16 protein-coding genes are annotated in these 22986 nt (G+C 72.8%); 4 read left to right on the forward strand and 12 right to left on the reverse strand.

Annotated elements, in window-relative coordinates:
- Positions 1-107 precede the first annotated feature (107 nt).
- From ACFXHB_RS21860 to ACFXHB_RS21870, 3 genes are all read right to left on the reverse strand, one after another.
- Positions 108-3722, reverse strand: coding sequence for a ribonuclease E/G (locus ACFXHB_RS21860; RefSeq protein WP_380576264.1), 3615 nt, complete (start codon positions 3720-3722; stop codon positions 108-110).
- Positions 3723-4118: 396 nt separating this feature from the next.
- Complete coding sequence (locus ACFXHB_RS21865; protein WP_380576265.1) at positions 4119-4919, reverse strand: TIGR03936 family radical SAM-associated protein; 801 nt, start codon at positions 4917-4919, stop codon at positions 4119-4121.
- A gap of 222 nt (positions 4920-5141) precedes the next feature.
- Complete coding sequence (locus tag ACFXHB_RS21870; RefSeq protein ID WP_380576266.1) at positions 5142-7067, reverse strand: TIGR03960 family B12-binding radical SAM protein; 1926 nt, start codon at positions 7065-7067, stop codon at positions 5142-5144.
- Between the two features lie 277 nt (positions 7068-7344).
- Between ACFXHB_RS21870 and ACFXHB_RS21875 the strand changes: the two genes are divergently transcribed.
- A complete protein-coding gene (locus tag ACFXHB_RS21875; RefSeq protein ID WP_380576267.1) occupies positions 7345-8649 on the forward strand; it encodes a M14 family zinc carboxypeptidase in 1305 nt (434 codons plus the stop codon).
- 97 nt (positions 8650-8746) lie between these two features.
- Here the strand turns inward: ACFXHB_RS21875 and rodA are convergent, their stop codons facing one another.
- The 8 genes from rodA to ACFXHB_RS21915 form a co-directional block, all read right to left on the reverse strand.
- Complete coding sequence (gene rodA / locus ACFXHB_RS21880) at positions 8747-9946, reverse strand: rod shape-determining protein RodA (protein ID WP_380576268.1); 1200 nt, start codon at positions 9944-9946, stop codon at positions 8747-8749.
- Entirely contained in the window at positions 9943-12201 is a 2259-nt protein-coding gene (gene mrdA / locus ACFXHB_RS21885) for a penicillin-binding protein 2 (protein ID WP_380576269.1), read from the reverse strand. Before mrdA ends, rodA begins: the two co-directional genes overlap by 4 nt.
- Before the next feature lie 52 nt (positions 12202-12253).
- Positions 12254-12898: a rod shape-determining protein MreD gene (gene mreD / locus ACFXHB_RS21890; protein ID WP_380576270.1), complete on the reverse strand. Its 645-nt coding sequence runs from the start codon at positions 12896-12898 to the stop codon at positions 12254-12256.
- Positions 12899-12901: 3 nt separating this feature from the next.
- A complete protein-coding gene (mreC, locus tag ACFXHB_RS21895) occupies positions 12902-13855 on the reverse strand; it encodes a rod shape-determining protein MreC (RefSeq protein WP_380576271.1) in 954 nt (317 codons plus the stop codon).
- A 92-nt stretch (positions 13856-13947) separates the two neighbouring features.
- Complete coding sequence (locus ACFXHB_RS21900; RefSeq protein ID WP_305067939.1) at positions 13948-14973, reverse strand: rod shape-determining protein; 1026 nt, start codon at positions 14971-14973, stop codon at positions 13948-13950.
- Positions 14974-15283: 310 nt separating this feature from the next.
- Positions 15284-15697, reverse strand: a complete 414-nt coding sequence (gene ndk / locus ACFXHB_RS21905) for a nucleoside-diphosphate kinase (RefSeq protein ID WP_380576272.1) — start codon at positions 15695-15697, stop codon at positions 15284-15286.
- 130 nt (positions 15698-15827) lie between these two features.
- Positions 15828-16175, reverse strand: a complete 348-nt coding sequence (locus tag ACFXHB_RS21910) for a DUF4233 domain-containing protein (protein WP_380576273.1) — start codon at positions 16173-16175, stop codon at positions 15828-15830.
- Between the two features lie 2 nt (positions 16176-16177).
- A complete protein-coding gene (locus ACFXHB_RS21915) occupies positions 16178-17569 on the reverse strand; it encodes a bifunctional folylpolyglutamate synthase/dihydrofolate synthase (protein ID WP_380576274.1) in 1392 nt (463 codons plus the stop codon).
- Between the two features lie 174 nt (positions 17570-17743).
- On the opposite strand from ACFXHB_RS21915, the gene ACFXHB_RS21920 reads away from it, so the two are divergent.
- From ACFXHB_RS21920 to ACFXHB_RS21930, 3 genes are all read left to right on the forward strand, one after another.
- Positions 17744-19177 (forward strand): glycosyltransferase family 2 protein, encoded by a 1434-nt coding sequence (locus ACFXHB_RS21920; protein WP_380576275.1) that lies wholly within the window; start codon positions 17744-17746, stop codon positions 19175-19177.
- Between the two features lie 112 nt (positions 19178-19289).
- The gene (gene wecB / locus ACFXHB_RS21925) at positions 19290-20411 is read left to right on the forward strand and encodes a non-hydrolyzing UDP-N-acetylglucosamine 2-epimerase (RefSeq protein ID WP_380576276.1); all 1122 of its coding nucleotides are present in this window, start codon (positions 19290-19292) and stop codon (positions 20409-20411) included.
- 165 nt (positions 20412-20576) lie between these two features.
- Positions 20577-22112 (forward strand): chitinase, encoded by a 1536-nt coding sequence (locus tag ACFXHB_RS21930; protein ID WP_380576277.1) that lies wholly within the window; start codon positions 20577-20579, stop codon positions 22110-22112.
- 37 nt (positions 22113-22149) lie between these two features.
- Here the strand turns inward: ACFXHB_RS21930 and ACFXHB_RS21935 are convergent, their stop codons facing one another.
- Entirely contained in the window at positions 22150-22671 is a 522-nt protein-coding gene (locus ACFXHB_RS21935; RefSeq protein WP_380576278.1) for a hypothetical protein, read from the reverse strand.
- Between the last annotated feature and the right edge of the window lie 315 nt (positions 22672-22986).

Here is a 22986-nt window from a genome sequence, read left to right on the forward strand (position 1 = left end):
GGCGGGCGGCTAACACCGGCCTTGGTAAATGAATCGGCCCGGGCGGCGTGGGGCCCCCCCCCCCCCCCCCGGGGGGGGGGGGCCCCCCCCCCCCCCCGACCGGGGCACTACTCGGCTGCCGAATCACCCTCGGCGGCCGCGGCCTTCTTGGCCGCCGCGCTCGTCCGCTTGGTGGCGGTCTTGCGGGCGGTGGTCTTCTTCGCGGCGGCCGCCGTGGTCTTCTTGGCGGCCGTCTTCTTCGCCGCGGTCTTGCGCGCGGCCCGCTTCTTCGGGGCCGGCGCCTCCTCGGCGGGCTCCTCGTCGGCGGACTCCTGGGCGACCGGCTCGGCCTCGGCGGCGGGCGCCTCGGCCGGGGTCTCGGCAGGAGCCTCGACGGGGGCTTCGGCGGGGGCTTCGGCGGGGGCTTCGGCGGCGGCCTGCGCCGCCACCTCGGCCGGGGCCTCGCCGGGCGTCTCGGCGGCCGCGAAGGCCGCCTCCAGCGCCGCGTCGGCCCGGGCCTGCAGCACCACGATCTCGGCCTCGGCGGGTGCCCCGGCCGGGGCCGTCGCCTTGCGCACCGCGCGGCGGCGGGTACGGCCCGCCGGCGCCGCCGCGGCGGCGGGGATCTCGACCAGGCTCGGCTGGGCCGGCTCCTCCACGGCGGCCGGCTCGGCCACCGCCTCGGCGACCGGCTCGACGACGACCTCGGTCTCGGCCTCGGCGACCGGCACCTCGATCGCGAGCTGGCCCTCGACCTCCTCCTGCTCCAGCACCTCGGCGCCGGCCTCGATCGCGGTCTGCGCCTCGTCCTGGGCGGCGCCGCCCTTGCCCCGGCGCCGGCGCTTGCCGCCGCCCGAAGCCGCCTCGCCCGCCGCGACGGCCTGGCCGCCACCGGTGTGGACGTGGGCGCTGGGCTGCTCCATGTGCACGATCACGCCGCGCCCGTTGCAGTGGACGCAGGGCTCGGAGAACGACTCCAGCAGGCCCTGGCCGACCCGCTTGCGGGTCATCTGGACCAGGCCCAGCGAGGTGACCTCGGCCACCTGGTGCTTGGTCCGGTCCCGGCCCAGGCACTCCAGCAGACGGCGCAGCACCAGGTCCCGGTTGGACTCCAGCACCATGTCGATGAAGTCGATCACGATGATGCCGCCGAGGTCGCGCAGCCGCAGCTGGCGCACGATCTCCTCGGCCGCCTCGATGTTGTTGCGGGTGACGGTCTCTTCGAGGTTGCCGCCCTGACCGACGAACTTGCCGGTGTTGACGTCGATGACGACCATCGCCTCGGTGCGGTCGATCACCAGCGAACCACCGCTGGGCAGCCAGACCTTGCGGTCCAGCGCCTTCATCAGCTGCTCGTCGATCCGGTAGGTGGCGAACACGTCCACCTCGGAGGTCCACCGCTGCAGGCGCTCGGCCAGGTCGGGGGCCACGTTGGAGACGTAGTCGTGGATGGTGTTCCACGCCTCGGTGCCGGAGACGATGACCTTGGTGAAGTCCTCGTTGAAGATGTCGCGGACGACCCGGACGGTCATGTCCGGCTCGCCGTAGAGCAGCGCGGGGGCGTTGCCGGTCGCGGCCTTCTTCTGGATCTCCTCCCACTGCTGCTGGAGGCGCTGGACGTCGCGGGTCAGCTCCTCCTCGGAGGCGCCCTCGGCGGCGGTGCGCACGATGACGCCCGCGTCGTCGGGGACGATCTTCTTGAGGATCTGCTTCAGGCGGGCCCGCTCGTTCTCGGGCAGCTTGCGCGAGATCCCGGTCATCGAGCCCTCGGGCACGTACACCAGGTAGCGGCCGGGCAGCGAGATCTGGCTGGTCAGGCGGGCGCCCTTGTGGCCGATCGGGTCCTTGGAGACCTGCACCAGGACGGACTGGCCGGACTTCAGCACCGACTCGATCCGGCGCGGGCCGCCGTGGCCGCCCAGTGCGCCGAAGTTCACCTCACCGGCGTACAGCACCGCGTTGCGGCCCTTGCCGATGTCGACGAAGGCGGCCTCCATCGACGGCAGCACGTTCTGGACCTTGCCCAGGTAGACGTTGCCGACGTACGAGGTGGCCTGCTCCTTGTTGACGTAGTGCTCGACCAGTACGCCGTCCTCAAGGACGCCGATCTGGGTCCGCTGGCCGTTCTGGCGCACCACCATGACGCGCTCGACCGACTCCCGGCGGGCCAGGAACTCGGCCTCGGTGATGATCGGCACCCGGCGGCGGCCCAGCTCCCGGCCCTCGCGGCGGCGCTGCTTCTTGGCCTCCAGTCGGGTGGAGCCCTTGATGGACTGCACCTCGTCCGGGTCGAAGGACGGCTCGGTGGAGCGGCGGCGCGGCTCGCGCACCTTCACCACCGTGCGGACGCCGTCCTCGGTGGTCTCGGCGGCCTCGGTCGCACCGGCCTCGCCACTGCGACGGCGGCGGCGACGGCGGCGACGGGAGGAGGCCAGGCCGGCCGACAGCTCGTCGTCGTCCTCGCCGTCCTCGTCGTCGGCCTCGGCGGCCGGCTCCTGGACGGGCTGCTCGGTCTCGGTCTGCTCGGCCTCGAAGTCCTCGGCCTCGCCACGACGGCGGCGACGGCCACCCCGGCGGCGGCGGCGCGACGGACGGCCGTCCTCCCACTCGTCCTCAGCCTCGGGACCGGCGGCCGGGGCCTCGACCGCGGCCGGCGGTTCGACGACGACGGGCGGCGCGACCGGGGCCTCGACCACGGGGGCGGCAGGGGCGGCAGGCGCGACGGGAGCGGCGGGAGCCGCGGCGGCACCGCCCTTGCGGCGGCCCGGGGTCTGCACCCGCACCTGGGTGCGGGTGCGGCGACGGCGGCCGACGCCGCTGTACTCGAACTCGTCCTCCTCCGCCGCCTTCGCGACGGGGGCCTCGACCGGAGCCGGGGCCGGGGTCTCGACCGGAGCGGGCGCGGCGGCCGGCGCGGCGGCCGGGGCCGACGGCGCGGTGTAGGGAGCCGGCTCCTGGAAGACCGGGGCCTGGAAGATCGCGGTGGACGGGCGGACCGCGCGGCGGCGCACCCGGTGGGTCGGCTCGGCCTCGGCGGCCGGCGCGGGGGCCGGGGCGGGCTCCGGCGCGGCGGCGGGCGCGACGGCCTCGGCCTCCTCGACCGGCTCCTCCTCGGCGGCGGGCTCCTCGGCCGGGGTCTCCTGGACGACCGGCGCGGCCTCGACCACGCGGCGCCGACGGGGGCGGCGGGCCGGGGCGGCCTCCTCGACCGGCGCGGCCTCGGCGGCGGGCGTCTCGGCCTGGGTCTCGGCAGGGGTCTCCACGGGCGCCTCGGCAGCGGCGGGCGCGCTCACCGGCGCCTCTGCACGCTTGCGGGCACGGCGGGCCCGGACGGGCTTCTCGGCGACCGGCTCGGCGACCGGCTCGACGGCCGGCGCCTCCGCGGCGGGAGCCTCGGCGGCCTCCGGCGCGGTCACCACGATCGGGGTGGCCTCCGGCGCCCCGGCGGGTGCCTCGGCACGCTTGCGGGTACGGCGGGCCCGGACGGGCTTCTCGGCGACCGGCTCGGTGGCCGGCGCCTCCGCGGCGGGGGCCTCGGCGGCAGCCGCCTCGGCCGGAACCACCGTCTCGGCGGTGTCGGCGGCCGCGCCCTGCGGGGTGCCCGCGGGGCGGGACACCGCACGGCGGCGTCGGCGCGGCGGCGCCGCGGACGTGCCCTCGCCGGTGGTCCCGTCGCCGGTGGCGACGGTGTTCTCGTTCGGTTCCGCTGCCGCGCTCTGCTGCGGATCGGTGTTATCGAGCATGCGGGTGGATCTCCCGTCAGGCCCCCGGGCTCCGTATCCGGGCACGGCAGGGCACCGGTGGCCGGCCGGCATCACGAGGATGCTCGGGCCGGACCCTTTCCTGGTGCCGCCGTGCGGACGCGAGGCCGCACAGGGGCTCGTAGTCTCGCTCGGCGCCCCGCCCTCGGCGGGGTGTCGAAAGTCTTCTGGTCTGACCAGTCTTCTGAGGTTTTCCCAAGCTGCGCCGTCCCCCAACCCCGGGTGGCTCCCGGACGGGGTCCTCGGGCCCACCGACCATCCGGGTCGGCGGGCCGCAAGAGGCCGGCCTGTGCTTCGACGACGCTCGCTCCCCTGGGGAGCCGCGGGGGCCTGGAGGACCAGTGGGTCCAGTAAGGCACTGGACCGGGCCTCCGCCCGCTAGGCGGACGCGGTTGCGCGCGGCTCGCCGGCGGCCACAGGGCCGGCCGGGGCCACGGCGCGGTCGAGCGCCAGCGGGTCGGTCACCGTGCCGGTCCCCTCGTCGAGCGGCCCCTGCGCCAGCCTGGTCACCTCTGCGGGGACCGGCGGCGCCAGGTCAGCCGTCGCACGGAGACCGGACAATACGTCGTCGGGTCGTACGGCGGGTGTGGCGTGTCGTACTACCAGGCGCAGTATCGCACAGGGACGGCCGGTCCGAACATCGCGGCCCCGTTCGTCGTCCGTGTCCGCACCGCTGTCGACCTGCGGCGAGAGGATTTCCAGCACCGCCACCGCGCCGCGCGCGTCGAAGACACGCACGCCGTTCTTGGTGAGGCGTTCGACCTCGACCCGCTCCTCGGCGAGGAAGGCGGCGGCCGCGGCGGCCGCCTCCTGCGGCGTGACACCGTCCAGCCGGACCTGCCACTCGGAGGCTTCCAGACGCTCCACGAAGTTCGGCGTCCGGACCTCGACCGCGTCGATGACGTCGAGGCCGTTCGGCAGCGACTCGTCGAGCTGCGCGCGCAGCTCCTCCGGGTCGCGGAAGGCCGCCAGGCCGATCTCCAGGTACTCCGCCTCGCTCGCCACTCCGGTGGGGGCGGCGTTGGCGTAGGACACCTTCGGGTGCGGCGTGAACCCGGCCGAATAGGCCATCGGCACGGCCGACCGGCGCAGGGCACGCTCGAAGGCGCGCTGGAAGTCGCGGTGGCTGGTGAAGCGGAGCCGGCCGCGCTTGGTGTAACGGAGGCGGATCCGCTGCACCGTCGGCGCGGGCGGCGGACCGTCGGGCGTACGGCGTGCCAGGGTCGCTCAGTCCTTAGTCAGTTGTCCCCGTCCGGCGTGGCGCGAACGCGCCGCACTCCGGACTCTGTCACTCAAAGGGTACGCGCCCGCGCACCCCCTTCGCTCCGCCCCTGGTCAGCGCGGATGCGCGAAACCCCGGCCGGAGGGTCCGGCCGGGGTCCCGGGATGACGCGCTATGTCCTACTTGACGACCGTCAGCGGCAGCAGCTTCTTGCCGGTCGGGCCGATCTGGATGGACGTGTCCATCTGCGGGCAGACACCGCAGTCGAAGCACGGGGTCCAGCGGCAGTCGTCGACCTCGACCTCCTCCAGCGCGTCCTGCCAGTCCTCCCAGAGCCAGTCCTTGTCGAGGCCGCTGTCCAGGTGGTCCCAGGGCAGCACCTCCTCGTAGGCGCGCTCGCGGGTGGTGTACCAGTCGACGTCGACGCCGGTGCCGGCCAGGCCCTTCTCGGCCGAGGCCATCCAGCGGTCGTAGGAGAAGTGCTCGCGCCAGCCGTCGAAACGGCCGCCGTCGTCGTAGACCGCCCGGATGACGGCGCCGATCCGGCGGTCGCCGCGGGAGAGCAGCCCCTCGACGATGCCCGGCTTGCCGTCGTGGTAGCGGTAGCCGATGTTCTTGCCGTACTTGCGGTCGCCGCGGATGGAGTCGCGCAGCTTGGCCAGACGGGCGTCGGTGGCCTCGGCGGACAGCTGCGGGGCCCACTGGAACGGGGTGTGCGGCTTGGGCACGAACCCGCCGATGGAGACGGTGCAGCGGATGTCGTTCTGGCCGGTGACCTCGCGGCCCTTCTGGATGACGTTCTTCGCCATCTCGCCGATCTGGAGCACGTCCTCGTCGGTCTCGGTGGGCAGGCCGCACATGAAGTACAGCTTCACCTGGCGCCAGCCGTTGCCGTACGCGGTGGAGACGGTGCGGATCAGGTCCTCCTCCGACACCATCTTGTTGATCACCTTGCGCATCCGCTCACTGCCGCCCTCGGGGGCGAAGGTGAGCCCCGAGCGGCGGCCGTTGCGGCTGAGCTCGTTGGCGAGGTCGATGTTGAAGGCGTCGACCCGGGTGGACGGCAGCGACAGGCCGATCTTGTCCTCGGCGTAGCGGTCCGCCAGGCCCTTGGCGACGTCGGCGATCTCGGTGTGGTCGGCGGAGGAGAGCGACAGCAGGCCGACCTCCTCGAAGCCGGTGGCCTTCAGCCCGCGCTCCACCATCTCGCCGATGCCGGTGATGCTTCGCTCCCGCACGGGGCGCGTGATCATGCCGGCCTGGCAGAAACGGCAGCCGCGGGTGCAGCCGCGGAAGATCTCGACGGACATCCGCTCGTGCACGGTCTCGGCGAGCGGGACCAGCGGCTGCTTGGGGTAGGGCCACTCGTCGAGGTCCATGACGGTGTGCTTGGAGACCCGCCACGGCACGCCCGGCGCGTTCGGCACCACACGGGCGATCCTGCCGTCGGCCAGGTACTCCACGTCGTAGAACCGCGGCACGTAGACGCCGCCGGTGCGCGCCAGGCGCAGCAGCACCTCCTCGCGCCCCCCCGGGCGGCCCTCGGCCTTCCAGGCGCGAACGATCTCCGTGATGTCCAGCACGGCCTGCTCGCCGTCGCCGACCACCGCGCAGTCGACGAAGTCCGCGATCGGCTCCGGGTTGAACGCGGCGTGACCGCCGGCCAGCACGATCGGGTCGTCCTCGGTCCGGTCGCGGGCCTCCAGCGGGATGCCGGCCAGGTCGAGCGCGGCCAGCATGTTGGTGTAGCCGAGTTCGGTGGAGAACGAGAGCCCGAACACGTCGAAGGCCTTGACCGGCCGGTGCGCGTCCACGGTGAACTGCGGGACGCCGTGCTCGCGCATCAGCGCCTCAAGGTCCGGCCAGACGCTGTAGGTGCGCTCGGCCAGCACGCCCTCGCGCTCGTTGAGCACCTCGTAGAGGATCATGACGCCCTGGTTCGGCAGGCCGACCTCGTAGGCGTCGGGGTACATCAGCGCCCAGCGGACGTCGCAGGCGTCCCAGTCCTTGACGGTCGAGTTGAGCTCGCCGCCGACGTACTGGATCGGCTTCTGGACGTGCGGGAGGAGGGCCTCCAGGCGTGGGAAGACCGATTCGACAGTCATGTACTAGGAACCCTTACGACGTTGAGAGGTGTCGCTCGCATCGGACCCGGTCGGGTGGTGGGCGACGGCTGGGAGGGGTGACCCTCAAGGGTAGCCGAATCCCGGGACGGTCCGGCCGGCCGCGGGCCCCCGGGCGGCCACGCGGAACCCCGCAGACCGGTTGTTGACAGCCCCGGACGGCCCATGCGCTACTGGCAGGGCTCCGCCGGGAGGCCCTGCACGCCATCGGGACAAGGAAGTTGACCATGCACGACGGCACCGACACCGGCCTCCCGGTATGACCGACACCGGCCGGCGGCTGCCGCACTACCATCCGGTACCCGAGCAGGCGGACCGCTACCCCACGGTGGCCCGCGCCGAAGCGGCGGCCCGGCGGCTCGCCCGGCGCCATCCGGAGCGCTGCCGGCTGCGGGAGGTGGGCCGCTCGCGCGCCGGGCACCCGCTGCTGCTGCTCTCGGTCGACACGGGCCCGGACGCCGTGCTGGTGGTCGGCGGCCCGCACCCCAACGAACCGGTCGGCGTCGCCAGCGCCCTGCGGCTGGCCGAGCGGCTGCTGGACCACCCGCCCCGGCCGGGCGTCTCCTGGCACATCCTGCCCTGCCTGGACCCGGACGGCGCCGCGCTCAACGCCGGCTGGCTGGACGGTCCGCTCACCATGCGCCGCCACTACGAGCACTTCTACCGGCCGTCCTTCGAGGAGCAGCCCGAACTGCTGCCGGCCGCCGGCGCCGACCGCGCGCCGATGCCGGAGAGCCTCGCGCTGACCGGTCTGATCGACGAGCTGCGGCCGTTCCTCCAGTGCTCCCTGCACGGGGTGGACTTCGGCGGTGCCTTCGTCCAGCTCACCGGCCCCGTCCCGGGCCTGTCCGAGCGCTTCGGCCGCTCGGTGGCCCGCGGCGGCATCCCGCTGGACGTCGACTCCTACGACGCGGTCGGCTGGGCCAGCCCCGCGCCGGGGACGTATCTGATGCCCGCGCCGGGCGGCGCCGGCCTCTCGCGGGCGCTCCCGGACGAGCCCGAGCTCTCCACCTGGTCGTACGCCGGCCGCTACGGCGGGGTGACGGCGGTCCTGGAGGTGCCGATGTGGGCGGTCGACGCGGTCGGCGACGCCCGTCCGCACCCGGCCGTGGGGCAGGCGGTCGGTACCGCCGCCCGGGTCCTGCGGGACCGCGCGGAGGAGCTGTCCGCTCTGCTCGTCCACGTGCCGGCGCACTCCCGCCGGGCGTACGGGCCGCTGGTGCGCGCCGTCGAGTTCACACTGGCGGTCTGCTCGCCGGTCGCGGACGAGTGGCTGGAGCAGTGGTGTGCCCAGCCGCTCACCGTCTCGCGGGTGACCACCGCGGGGCTCGCGGCCGCGCGGATCCCGCTGCGGGTGGCGTCGGTGCTGCTGCGGCTGCTGGCGGACACCCGCGGCCCGGCGGCGGACGCGGCCCGCGAACGGGCGCAGGGGATCGTCGCCGAGAGCCTGGACCAGCTGCGGCACCGTTTCGGAGCCCGCTGGGTGCCGGTCGAGGCGCAGACCGCCCATCACACCCGGGCGGTGCTCGCCGCGGCCGCGTGCCTGCCGCGCCGGGGGCACTAGCGGGGCCCCGTCCACTCCTGCGGGGTGCTCGGGGCGACGCGGGCGGGGCCGGCCCGGAGTCGTCCTCCGGGCCGGCCCCGCCGGCGTTCCCGTTCGCTCAGGCCGCTATCGGCCGTTGGCTCTGCACCGCCTGCAGCAGTCCGATCGCCAGCCAGGTCGCGAACATCGACGACCCGCCGTAGGAGACGAACGGCAGCGGGATGCCTGCCACCGGCATGATGCCCAGGCACATCCCTATGTTCTCGAAGCCCTGGAAGGCGAACCAGGCGACCACTCCGGCCGCCACGATGGTGCCGTACAGGTCGGTGGCGTGCCGGGCGATCCGGCAGGCCCGCCAGAGCACCACGCCCAGCAGCACGATGATCGCCATCGCCCCGAGGAAGCCCAGTTCCTCACCGGCCACCGTGAAGACGAAGTCGGTCTGCTGCTCCGGGACGAACTGCCCGGTGGTCTGCGTCCCGTGGAACAGGCCCTTGCCGGTGAGCCCGCCCGAACCGATCGCGATCCGGGCCTGGGCGGTGTTGTAGCCCACCCCGGACGGGTCCAGCGCCGGGTTGGCGAAGGCCGCGAAGCGGTCGATCTGGTACTTGCTCAGCACCCCGAGCTTCCAGATCGCCACACAGCCGCCGACCCCGGCCAGGATCAGGCCGAACACCCAGCGGTTGGCCGCGCCGGAGGCCAGCAGGATGCCCAGCACGATGACGGCCATCACCATCACCGAACCGGCGTCCGGCATCAGCATCACGATCGCCATCGGCAGCGTGGCCCAGACCAGGCCGCGGAAGACCGCCCGGTGCGAGGGGAACTCCCGCTCCCCCGCGTCCACCTGGTCCGACAGCACCACGGCCATCGCCAGCACGATCGCCAGCTTGGCGAACTCGGCCGGCTGGACGGAGAAACCGCCGCCGAGCTGGATCCAGGAGTGCTGCCCGTTGATGGTCGAGCCGAGCGGGCTCAGCGTGGCCATCAGCAGCAGGATCACCGCGACGTACAGGAACGGCACCAGGGTGCGGAACCGCCGGCTCCCTATCCCTATCACCACCGCGCACAGCACCAGTCCGATCACCACGTTGGTGAGGTGGCGGAACAGGAAGTACTGCGGATCGCCGTGGGTGAGCGTGTCCCGGCCCCGGGTCGCCGACCAGACCAGCAGCGAACTGCCCAGCGACAGCACCATGGCGGCCAGCAGCAGTATCCAGTCGATCCGCCAGAGCGGGGAGTCCTTGGCGAGGGCCTTCGACACCCCGCTGCGCTGCGGGGCGAGCCGCAGCTGGCGGTACGAGCCGTAGGAGGTCATGCCCGGCTCCTTCCGGTGCCCCGGTTGGGCTCGACGGCGGCGAATTCCGCCGCCGTGGGTGCGGCCGGCGGGCCGGCCGGCCGCGCCGGGTCCAGGAAGGCCCGCGGCGAGGGGCCGGTCACGCCCGGGTCCCCGGCGGTGGTGAAGCCCGCCGGCTTGATGACGGCGGTGCCGTCCGGGTTGAACTTGGGCAGTTCGGCCTGCGGCTTGGGCAGCAGTGCCTTGCCCCCGTCGATGTTGCCCTTGTCGTCGACGCCGTACAGCGCCTGGTAGATCCGCCGGATCGCGTCACCGGAGCCACCGGAGCCGGTGCCACCCTGGCTTATCGTCATCACGACCGCGTAGTCGTCGCTGTAGGTGGTCAGCCACGAGGTGGTCTGCTTGCCCTCGACCTCGGCGGTGCCGGTCTTGGCGTGCAGCTCGATCTTTCCCTGCGGCCAGCCGGCGCCGGTGAACTTCCAGGCGGCGGTACCGCCGGTGACGACGCCCGCGGTGGCCTGGTCGATGTAGCTGAGCAGCTTCTGGTCGCCGGGGAACTTGGCGTCCTCGTGCGGGGCGATCTCGCGGACGAGCTCCCCGCTCGGGCTTATCACCGCCTTGGCGACGGTCGGCCGGTAGAACGTGCCGCCGTTGGCGAGCGCCGAGTAGATCCGGGCCATCTGGATCGGGGTGACGAGCGTGTCGCCCTGTCCGATCGCGAAGTTGACCGAGTCACCGGCACGCATCTGGTAGCCGTCGACGCAGTTCTCCCGGGCGATCTGGTCGGAGAAGGTGGTGCCGCCCTTCTCCGCCTGCCGGCACCAGGCGTCCTTGTTGTTGTCGAAGAAGGACTGCTTCCACTGCCGGTCCGGCACCCGTCCGGGGACCTCGCTGGGCAGGTCGATCCCGGTCTTGGCGCCGAGGCCGAACTGGTGGGCGGTCTTGTAGAACCAGTCCGCGGTGTCCTTCTTCGGCTTGATGCCGCCGTCCTTCATCCACTGGTCGTACGCCAGCCCGTAGAAGACGGTGTCGCAGGAGACCTCCAGCGCCTTCTCCAGCGTGATCGAACCGAAGTTCTCGCTCTCGAAGTTCTTGAACTCACGACCGCCGATGGTCAGGCTCTTCGGGCACGGGTACGTCCCGTCCAGGGAGTAGCCGGCCTGCACGGCGGCCGTGGTGGAGATGACCTTGAAGGTCGAGCCGGGGGCGGACTGACCCTGTATGGCCCGGTTCAGCAGCGGGAAGTTGGAGTCCTTGCTGGTCAGCGCCTGGTAGTCCTTGCCCGAGATGCCGCCCTGCCACAGGTTGGGGTCGTACGTGGGCGCGCTGGCCATCGCCACGATCCGCCCGGTGTGCACGTCCATGACGACCGCGGCGCCGGAGTCGGCCTCGTAGTTGCGGTTGGTCACCTTGTCGAAGGTCTTCCTGGCGTCGTTCATCGCCTGCACCAGGTTGTCCTCGACGACCTTCTGCACCCGGGCGTCGATGCTGGTCACCAGGTTGTCGCCGGTCCGCGGCTCGACGATGCCGGCGTTGCCGATCACCCGGCCGAGGTTGTCCACCTCCAGCTTGGTGATCCCGGCGGTGCCGCGCAGATCGCGGTCGTACACCGACTCCAGCCCGGCCCGGCCGATCTGGTCGGCCGGCAGGTACCGGTCCAGGCCGGTCTTGTCGGCGGTCTTGCCGACCTCCTCGTCCGTCACCGGCGAGAGGTAGCCGAGCACCTGGGCCATGTTGGCGCCCTCGACGCCGGTGTAGTGGCGCACGGCGGTGGGCTGGGCGGTGATCCCGGGGAAGTCCTCGCGGCGCTCCATCATCTGCAGCGCCTGCTGGGTGGTCGCCTCCTTGGTGACCGGGATCGGCTGGTACGGCGAGCCGTTCCAGCAGGGCTGCGGCGTCTTGGCGTCGCAGAGCCGGACCTTCTCCTGGACGTCCTTGGCCGGCATGCCGAGCACCTCGGCGAGCCGGCCCAGCACCGCCTTGCCGCCGTCCTTCTGCTGCAGCAGCGAGGTGCGGCTGACCGAGACCACCAGCCGGGTCTCGTTGCCGGCCAGGATGCGGCCCGAGGCGTCGAGGATCTCACCGCGCACGGCCGGCTCGACCACCTCGCGGATGTGGTTGCCGGTCGCCTTGGCGGTGTAGACGCTGGCGTTGCGGATCTGCAGGTACCAGAGCCGCCCACCGAGGGTGGCGAGCAGCGACAGCACCAGGATCTGCAGTACCACCAGACGGATCGTCACCCGCCGGGTACGGCCGGTCTCGGGGATGTTGCTCACGTCTCGTGCGCTCCAGGGTGCGGGGTTCCGGGATTCATGGGCGGGCCGGGGCCTACGGGCGCTTGGCGAAGCCGAGCGAGCGCCGCTTCTTGTAGGACGGTCCGGCCGAGGTCTCGCGGGTGGTGCGGTAGCGCGACAGGGTGCCCAGGCCGGAGCCGCCGCCCTCGTCGTCGCCGGCCGCGGCGGCCACCGGGTCACGCCCGAAGCGGCGGCCGATCAGCATCACCACCGGGACGACGAACGGCGCCAGCAGCAGGTCGTACAGCAGGGCGGTGAGCACCAGGCTGCCGAGGCCGACGTGGCGGGCGGCGGTGTCGCCGACCAGGGCGCCGACCATCGCGTACAGCAGGGTGGAGGCGACCGCCGCGCCGGCCACCACCAGCAGCGCGCCGGAGACCGAACGCTGCCGGCCGTGGTCGGGGCGGACCAGCCCGGCGGCGTAGCCCATCAGGCAGAGCACCAGCGCGTAGCGGCCGATCGCGTGGTCGGACGGCGGCGCGAGGTCGGCCAGCAGGCCGGCGGCGAAGCCCACCAGGCAGCCGCCGGTCGGGCCGTAGACCATGGCCAGGCCGACCACCACGAGGAGCAGTATGTCCGGTGTGGCACCGGGGAGTTGGAGCCGGCCGAAGACGCTGACCTGGAGGATCAGGCCGAGCAGGACGAGGACGGCGGTGACGGGGACGCGGGCGAGGCGCATGGTTCAGTTCCCCCCAGTGGTCTTGGCGGGCGGGGCGGCGGCCGGGGCGGCGGCGGGCGCCGCCGGAGCCGGGGCGGCGGGCGCGGCCGGGGCGGTCGGGGCCGGCGGCAGGACGGCGTCGCGCGGGTCGGTGCGCGGCGGCACCACCACCACGCCGACCAGGTCGAGCCGGGTGAACTGGACGAAGGGCTCGACCAGGACGGTCTTGGTCAGCTGACCGGGGTTCGCCTCGACCTGGACCACCCTGCCGACCGGGACGCCGGGCACGAACGGACGGCCGCTCTGCGAGCCGAAGGTGACCAGCCGGTCGCCCTCCTTCACCTGGGCCTTGCCGTTGAGCAGGGAGACCTTCATGGCGCTGGTGCCGCCGCCGGAGGCGAAGCCGATCTCGCCGCTGCCCTCCAGCCGGGCCCCGGCGCTGAAGCCCGGGTCGGAGGCGAGCAGGACGGTGGAGGTGGTCGGGGCGACGGTGGTGATCCGGCCGACCAGGCCCTGACCGTTGATCACCGTCATGTCCCGGGTCAGGCCGTCGTCGCTGCCCGCGTCGACCGTGATGGTCCAGGAGAAGCCCTGGGCCGGGCCGATCGCGATCACCTGGGCGGCCTTGACGGTGTAGCCGCCGGAGCCCGCGGTGCGCAGCAGGTCGTCGAGCTGCTTGGTGCGTCCGCCGGCCATGTCGGAGGAGGCGAGCTTCTGGCGCAGCTCGGTGTTCTCGCGGGCCAGCTGGTCGGTGCGGCCGCTGTGGCCGGCGGCGTCGCGGAAGGCGCGGACGGTGTCGGCAACCGGGTCGACCACTGTGGCGGCGCCGCGCTCGACCGGTCCGAGGACGCCGGCGGCGGCTCGCCGCGCGCCTCCGAGCGGTGAGCTCTCACCGCCCTTGATGTCCACGGTGATCAGCGCGAAGGCGACGGCCACCAGCAGGATGAGCAGCAGCCGGCTCTCTCGTGTGTCCCTCACGGTGCTGGTACTGCCCCTTCGTACCTGGCCGCCCACCCGGGCTGTGGGCCCGGGCGGGGGCCGTTCAGTTGACTACAGGTCTGACGGTGGTGCTAACGGCGCGGCTGGGCGTCGAGTACCTGCTGGAGTGCCTCGAACTCCTCGACGCACTTGCCGGAGCCGAGCGCGACGGAGTCCAGCGGGTTCTCGGCGATGTGGATCGGCATCCCGGTCTCGCGGCGCAGCCGCTCGTCCAGGCCGCGCAGCAGGGCGCCGCCGCCGGTGAGCACGATGCCGCGGTCCATGACGTCGCCGGCGAGCTCGGGCGGGCACTGGTCGAGGGTGGTCTTGACCGCGTCGATGATCGAGTTGACCGGCTCGTCGATGGCCTCGCGGACCTCGGCCGCCGAGATGACGACGGTCTTGGGCAGGCCGCTGACCAGGTCGCGGCCGCGGATCTCGGCGTGCTCGTCCTTCTCGCCCTCCAGCGCGAAGGCGGAGCCGATGCTCATCTTGATCTGTTCGGCGCTGCGCTCGCCCAGGAGCAGCGAGTACTCCTTCTTGATGTGCTGGACGATCGCGTTGTCCAGTTCGTCGCCGGCCACCCGGATGGACTGCGCGGTGACGATGCCGCCGAGCGAGATCACGGCCACCTCGGTGGTGCCGCCGCCGATGTCGACGACCATGTTGCCGGTGGCCTCGTGGACGGGCAGCCCGGCGCCGATCGCGGCGGCCATCGGCTCCTCGATGATGTGCACCTGGCGCGCGCCGGCCTGCGAGGAGGCCTCGATCACGGCGCGGCGCTCGACTCCGGTGATGCCCGAGGGCACGCAGACCACGACCCGGGGGCGGGCCAGGTAGCGGCGGCGGTGGATCTTGAGGATGAAGTAGCGGAGCATCCGCTCGGTGATCTCGAAGTCGGCGATCACGCCGTCCTTGAGCGGGCGGATGGCGACGATGTTGCCCGGCGTGCGGCCGATCATCTTCTTGGCCTCGGCGCCGACCGCCAGGATGCCGCCGGTGTTGGTGTTGACCGCGACGACGGACGGCTCGTTGAGGACGATCCCCTTGCCCCTGACGTACACCAGCGTATTGGCGGTTCCGAGGTCGATCGCCAGGTCGCGGCCGATGAACGACAGGTTGGTTGCCATGGGGTGTAGGTGCCTTCCCGGGCTCGGAGTCATTGCGGGGGGTGGACGAGAGCGCGTGCCCACGGCTTGGGCGAAGACCAGCTGACCAGCCGTACCGGGCCCATGAGTCGCGTCCATCGTAGTCACGCCGGCCAGTACGGACGTCGACGTGGGGCATACCGTCCATTGTCCGGAGCGTGATCGCTTCTCCGAGCATTGGGACGCCGTGTCGGCGTCCCCAGTTCCCTATTTCACGATAAGAATGCCCCGGCCGGGCCAATGGTCCCGACCGGGGCACCCGAAGGTCCCTGGGTGGTGCTTACGCGTGCGCCGGGAAGAAGATCTTGATCTCGCGCTCGGCGGACTCCGGGGAGTCGGAGGCGTGGATCAGGTTCTCCCGGGTGATCGTCGCGTAGTCGCCGCGGATGGTGCCGGCACCGGCCTCCAGCGGGTTGGTGGCGCCGGCCAGCATCCGGATGCCGGGCACGACCTCCTCGCCCTCGACGATCAGCGCGAGCGACGGGCCGGAGGTCATGAACTCCAGCAGCGGCTCGTAGAACGGGCGGCCGACGTGCTCCGCGTAGTGCTGCTCCAGCGTCGCCCGGTCGAAGGTCCGCAGCTCGACGGCGGCGAGCCGCCAGCCGGCCTTGCGCTCGATGCGGCTGATGATCTCGCCGGCCAGGCCGCGCTTGACGGCGTCGGGCTTGAGCAGGACGAGAGTGCGCTGGGACACGGTGCGTCTCCTGGGGAATCGGTTCGGCGCGCACCCGGTTCGCGGTGCGGAGTGCGACTACGGCAGAGGTTACCTTGCGTGAGCGACGGCCCCGGGCGGGCCCGGGTGCCACCCCGTCACCACCCCGCCGCTACCCCGCGGGGACCGCCTGGGCGGCCGTGCGGGCGGCCTTGAACTCGTCGATCTTGCGGCCGTAGTGCACCGAGCACCACCAGAGCCCGGCGAAGACCACACCCAGGCCGAACATGGTCGGCAGGATGAAGCCGCTGGCGATCAGGCCGAGCTGGAGCGCCCAGCCGATCGCGACCGCGCCGGGGCGGGTGATCATGCCGCAGAGCAGCACGCAGAGCGCCATCGCGATGCCGGTGACGGTCCAGACCGTGCCGGTCGGCACGTCGGAGAGCTGCATCGCCACCAGTCCGGCGAACAGTGCCAGCAGTGCCTCGCCGATCAGCGTCGAGGAGCAGAGCGTCCTCATCGTCACTTCCTCCCGAGCAGCAGGCGGGCCTCGCCCACCGTGATGACCGAACCGGTGACCAGCACCCCGGCGCCGCCGAGGTCCCCGTCCTCCTCGGCGAGGCTGACGGCGGCGGCGATGGCGTCGTCGAGCCGGGGCTCGACCTGGACCCGGTCCTCACCGAAGATCTCGACGGCGAGCGCCGCCAGCGCGTCCGCGTCCATCGCGCGGTGGGTGGAGTTCTGGGTGATGACGACCTCGGCCAGGACCGGCTCGAAGGCCTCCAGCAGGCCGGCCACGTCCTTGTCGCCGCTGGTGCCGATCACGCCGACCAGTCGGGTGAAGCCGAAGGACTCGCCGATCGCGGCGACGGTGGCGTGCGCGCCGTCCGGGTTGTGCGCCGCGTCCAGGACGATCGTCGGGCTGCGGCGGACGACCTCCAGGCGGCCCGGCGAGGCGACACCGGAGAACGCCTGCCGCACCTTGTCCGCGTCCAGCTGCCCGCCGCGCGCACCGCCGACGCCGAAGAAGGCCTCGACCGCCGCGAGCGCGAGCGCCGCGTTCTGCGCCTGGTGGGCACCGTGCAGCGGGAGGAAGACGTCCGCGTACTCCTCGCCGCCGAGCCCGCGCAGCGTCACCAGCTGGCCGCCGATGGCGACCTCACGGCGGATCACCCCGAACTCCATGCCCTCGCGGGCGACCGTCGCGTCCACCTCGACGGCACGCCGCAGGATGTTCTGGGCGGCGTCCAGCTGCTGCTGGGCGACGACCGCGATGCCGCCCGGCTTGATGATCCCGGACTTCTCGACCGCGATCTCGCCGGTGGTCTCGCCCAGCTTGTCGGTGTGGTCCAGCGAGATCGGGGTGATCACGGAGACGGCGGCGTCGATCACGTTGGTGGCGTCCCAGGAGCCGCCCATGCCGACCTCGACCACGCCGACGTCCACCGGGGCGTCGGCGAAGGCCGCGTAGGCCATGCCGGTCAGCACCTCGAAGAAGGACATCGCGACCGGCTCGCGCTCGTCGACCATCCGGACGTACGGCTCGATGTCCCGGTAGACCTCGACGAACCGCTCGGGGGTGATCGGGGCACCGTCCAGGCTGATCCGCTCGGTGACGGACTCCACGTGCGGACTGGTGTAGCGGCCGGTGCGCAGCTCGAAGGTGTTGAGGAGCTGCTCGATCATCCGGGCGGTGGAGGTCTTGCCGTTGGTGCCGGTGATGTGGATCGAGGGGAAGGACCGCTGGGGCTGCCCCAGGATGTCCATCAGCGCCTCGATCCGGTCGAGCGAGGGCTCCAGCTTGTTCTCCGGCCAGCGCTTGGAGAGCTCCACTTCGACGTCGCGCAGGACATCGCCGGAGCCGGCGTCGGCGGGGCGGAGGGTGTACGGGTTCGGGTCGGCCTTGTCGCTCACGACCACAGTCTACGGAGCGGCGCCGCGCGCTCCCGACGGGGTGAGAACGACCACTTTGCCCTGACTTTCCGATTCACCCGATTTACTATTGATTCGGCGAGTGCAGACGGCGATGAAGCTTCGATTCGCACCACAGGGAGCCAATTCACCTTTGATCACCAGGAGCACAGCCGTATGCCCGACCTCTTGCGCGAGTCCCTCCTGCTCCACCGGGCCGGCGTCGTCCGGGTCGCCGAGCTGCTCTCGCTGCTGCTCCTGGGCTACATGCTCCTCGTGTTCGGCCGCTTCCTGCTCTACTGGGCCGGCTCCCGGCACGCCTTCCGGCACAACCGGCCCGCCGAGCCGGGCGAGCCGGCCGCCTTCCAGTGGCACCTGCTGATCCCCTGCCGCGACGAGGAGGCCGTCGTCACCCAGACCCTGGACGGGCTGCGGCGCTCCGCCCCCGAGGCCCACCTGTGGGTGATCGACGACGACAGCGGGGACCGCACCCGCGAGCTGGTGCTGGCCGCCGCCGAGCACGACGACCGGATCCACCTCGTCCAGCGCCGCCGGCCGCACGCCCGGATCGGCAAGGGCGCCGCGCTCAACGCCGCCTACCGCGCCGTCCACGCCTGGCTGCCCGAGTCCACCGACCGCGCCCGGGTGGTCATCGGCGTCGTGGACGCCGACGGCGAGCTGGACCCCGGCACACTGGGGCTGGTCTGCTCCGACCACGCGCTGGCCCGCCCCGACACCGGCGCCGTGCAGATCGGCGTCCGGATGCGCAACGCGGACGACGAACGGCCGCTGCCCGGACGCGGCCGGACCGCCAACGCGCTGGCGCGTGCCCTGGTCCGGACGCAGGACGTCGAGTTCCAGGCCAACAACGCCGGCATGCAGATGCTGCGCCGACGCACCGGCAGCGTCGGCCTCGGCGGCAACGGCCAGTTCGTCCGGCTCACCGCACTGGACTCGCTCACCGCCGAAGAGGGCCGCGAGGGCCGCCCCTGGCCGGAACGGGCCCTCCTGGAGGACTACGAGTCCGGCCTGGAACTGCGGCTGGCCGGCTGGCGGTTGACGCACGTCACCGAGGCACAGGTGTCCCAGGAGGGCCTGGTCTCGCTCCGGCGCTTCCTCACCCAGCGCACCCGGTGGGCCCAGGGCAACATGCAGTGCCTGCGCTACACCGGCCGGGTACTGCGCTCACCGCACTACCGCTGGGCCGGCAAGGCCGAGGTGCTGTACACCTTCCTGCAGCCCGTGGTCTGCGTGCTGCTGGTGGTGCTCACCCCGGTCTCGATCGGGATCACGGCCGCCGGACTGGTGCTGTTCCCCGAGGACACCGCCGACTTCCAGGCCCGGTTCGGGCCGCTGATGGCCGTCGCCTTCCTGGTCGCGACCCTGCCGATGCTCCTCTGGGGCTTCGCCTACCGCGGACTCGTCCACCCCGGCCGGAGCCGGCTCACCGGCCTGCTCTGGGGCGTCCTGGTCTGGATCTACGCCTACCACCTGTTCGTGGTCGCCACCCGGGCCGCCGCCCGGCTGCTGCTCGGCCGCAACGGCTGGGCCAAGACCAGGCGCAACGCCGAGACGGTCGCCGCCGGCGCCCCGACCGCCCTGGAAGCCTGAGCCCCTCCCTCCCCGAAGCCCGAGCCCTTCCGCCCCGGAAGCCGAGGGCGTCCCGTCCCGTCCCGTCCGAGAACCGTTCGGAGTGCCCCCCGTGTCCCCGTGCCTGCCCCCGTTGCCGCCCGCCAGCGTCGCCGTCGTCCTCGGCACCCGCCCCGAGCTGGTCAAGCTCGCCCCGCTGATCCACGAGCTGGGCGCCGCGACCCGGCTGGTGCACACCGGCCAGCACTGGGACGAGGCGCTGTCCGGACGCTTCCTGCGCGACCTCGACCTGCCCCGGCCCGAGCTGCTGACCGGCGTCGGCGGCCGACCGCGCGCCGGTCAGATCGCCCAGTCCCTCGGCCAGCTGGACGCCGCCTTCGCGGAGGACCGGCCCGCCGCCGTCGTCGTCCAGGGCGACACCAACGCCACCCTGGCCGGCGCGCTGGCCGCCAACTCCCGGGAGATCCCGCTGGTGCACGTCGAGGCCGGGCTGCGCAGCTTCGACCGGGCGATGCCCGAGGAGCACAACCGGGTGATGGTCGACCACGTCTCCGACCTGCTCTGCGCCGCCACCTCGGCGAACGCCGCCAACCTGCGGGCCGAGTCCCTGGACGAGGCGCGGATCACCGTCACCGGCAACACCGTGGTCGAGGTGGTCCGCCGCCGGCTGCCCGACCGGGCGGCGCGGGCCGCCCTGCTGGCCGCCCACGGCCTGGAGCCGGACGGCTACGTGCTGGCCACCGTGCACCGGCCGGAGAACACCGACAGCGCCGAGGCGCTGGGCGCCGTCCTGGCCGAGCTGGACCGGATCGCCCGGGACGGCACCCCCGTCCTGTTCCCGATGCACCCGAGGACCGCGGCCGCCGTCGAACGGTTCGCCCTGGACGGCCTGCTGGCGCGGATCGCCGTGACCGAACCGGTCGGGTACGCGGAGTTCCTGGGCCTCGCCCGGCACGCGGCGCTGCTGGTCTCCGACTCCGGCGGGGTCCAGGAGGAGTGCACCGTGCTCGGCCGCCCGCTGCTGGTGGTGCGTCGCTCGACCGAACGCCCGGAGGCCGTCGACGCCGGCTTCGCCGCACTGGTGCGGCCCGGCGAGGAGGTCGGCGAGCTGGCCCGGACCTGGCTGGCCGACTCCCCCGAGCGACTCGCCCGGCTGGCGGCCACCCCCAGCCCGTACGGGGACGGGCTGGCCTCGGCCCGGATCGCCCGTCTGACGGCAGGACTGGCCGGGCAGCCGGTGGCCACCGCCGCCTGACGCCCGAAGAGGCACTCTTGACAGCCGGATTGGTCTACTCCACCTTGTGAGGGCAAGTCTCCTACCCCGACAGGGACTTGAGTTGTCGGTAGCTCCCGCACCAGCGACAGCCGGACGGCTCTCCCCCACGTGAGCCGACGGTCTCCCCCCACAGGAGATGGAGTCATGCCACCTGCCCGACACCGGCGCGCCCGCGTCGTCCACACCCTGCTCGCCGGGGCCTCGGCGATCGCCCTGGGCCTGAGCGGCCTGGTCGTCGCCACCAGCACGTCCAGCGCGGCCACCGCCGACGTCGAACTGATCGACAACGGCGGCTTCGAGGCCGCCGACCACCTCGGCGGCTGGACCTGTCCCTCCGGCGGTACCGCGGAGACGGGCACCGCCCACTCCGGCTCGTACGCGCTGCGCGCCACCCCGGGCGCGAGCGACACCGGCGAGTGCACCCTGACCGTCGCCGTGAAGCCCTCGTCGACGTACACCCTGAGCTCCTGGGTCCAGGGCTCCTACGTCTACCTCGGGGCCCGCGGCACCGGCGGCACGGATCCCGGCACCTGGACCAACTCGGCGAGCTGGGCCAAGCTCTCCACCACCTTCACCACCGGGGCCGGCACCACCAGCGTCACGGTCTACCTGCACGGCTGGTACGGCCAGCCCTCCTACCTGGCCGACGACGTCTCGCTGATCGGACCGGGCGACCCGAAGCCCACCCCCACAGGGACGGCCACCCCGACCCCGACCCAGACCCAGACCCCGACCCCCACCGTGACCCCGACGGTCACCCCCACCGTCACCCCGACCCGGCCCGGCCTGCCCAAGCACCTGCTCACCGGCTACTGGCAGAACTTCGACAACACCGCCACCGTGCAGCGGATCAGCGACGTCCCGGCCGCCTACGACATCATCGCGGTCTCCTTCGCCGACGCCACCGGCACACCCGGCGGGCTGAGCTTCACCCTGGACCCGGCGCTGTCGGCCAAGCTCGGCGGCTACACCGACGCCCAGTTCAAGGCCGACATCGCGGCCAAGCGGGCGGCCGGCAAGAAGGTGGTGCTCTCGGTCGGCGGCCAGAACGGCACCGTCTCGGTGAACAGCTCCGCCTCGGCCACCACCTTCGCCAACACGGCCTGGACACTGCTGCAGAACTACGGCTTCGACGGGATCGACATCGACCTGGAGAACGGCGTCAACGCCACCTACATGGGCCAGGCCCTGCACACGCTGGCGGCGAAGGCGGGCAGCGGGTTCGTCCTCACCATGGCGCCGCAGACCATCGACATGCAGTCGACCGGGATGGAGTACTTCAAGCTGGCGCTGAACGTGAAGGACATCCTCACCATCGTCAACATGCAGTACTACAACTCCGGCGCGATGCTCGGCTGCGACGGGCAGGTCTACTCCCAGGGCAGCGTCAACTTCCTGACCGCGCTGGCCTGCATCCAGCTCAAGGGCGGGCTGCGGCCCGACCAGGTCGGGCTCGGGGTCCCCGCGTCCACCAGCGCGGCGGGCGGCGGGTACGTCAGCCCGAGCGTGGTCAACAACGCCCTGGACTGCCTGGCCGCCGGCACCAACTGCGGGAGCTTCAAGCCCGACACCAAGTGGCCCGGCATCGGCGGGGCGATGACCTGGTCGACCAACTGGGACGCCAAGGCCGGTGGCGGGATCGCCGGCACCGTCGGCTCGCACCTGCACGCGATGCCGTAGGGCGGGTCGGGCACCGGCGCACGGGCCCGGGCCGGGGTCAGACCCCGGCCCGGGCCTCCGGGATCTCCGGGCACGGGCCGCAGTGCCGGCGACGCAGCTCCGCGGTGATCTCGGCCAGCTCGCCCTCGGGCAGCAGCGGCAGCATCATCGCGATGCCCTGGAGCAGGCCGCCGAGCAGGAAGGTGGTGTCGGCGGTGGCGGCCACCAGACCGCGCACCTCGGCCACCTCGCCGGCCGCCACGGCCTCGATCAGCCGGGCCGCGTCGGCGGTCTCCTCGTCCACCGCGACCGCGCCGGAGTCGGCCGGGGCGCGCCGGACCAACGCGTGCAGCACCTTGTCGCCCACCTCGGGCGCGTACGCCTTGCGGACCGCCTCGGCGGCTACCCAGGCCAGCAGGGTGGTCACCTCGCGCTCCGCGTGCTCCGCGAAGAGCCGGTCCAGCGCGTGGTCGAACGCGAGCTGGTTGCCGTGCCGGAACGCGAGCAACAGGGTCGCCGCACCGGCCTTGGCCTCCTGGACCGCTTCCATCGGCAGTTCGTCGGCCAACCTCTCGGTCACCACCACGCCATGCCCTCCCGTCGGTCGTCGGCTCAGCGAAACTCCGTGCACACCGTACACATCCGACCTGCAAACTTCCGCGAACCCGCGCGGGCAAGACCGGAATGAATTCGGGCGGAATAGGACTTCACCCGGTCCAGGATGAATATTCGCCGGAACAGAGCAATGGCACTGGGCTATTAGAGGGTCCGTTTTCCGCGTCGACCGCGTCCGGCCGGCGAGAAGGCCACGAGGGGGTCGCGAGAAGGCCGCGAACCGGGCGCGGACGGCGGGCGAGAAGGCCGGGGAAAGGCCGAGGGGCCGCACCCCGCGTCG

This window comes from Kitasatospora sp. NPDC059327 (assembly GCF_042752535.1).
Taxonomy (GTDB): Bacteria; Actinomycetota; Actinomycetes; order Streptomycetales; family Streptomycetaceae; genus Kitasatospora.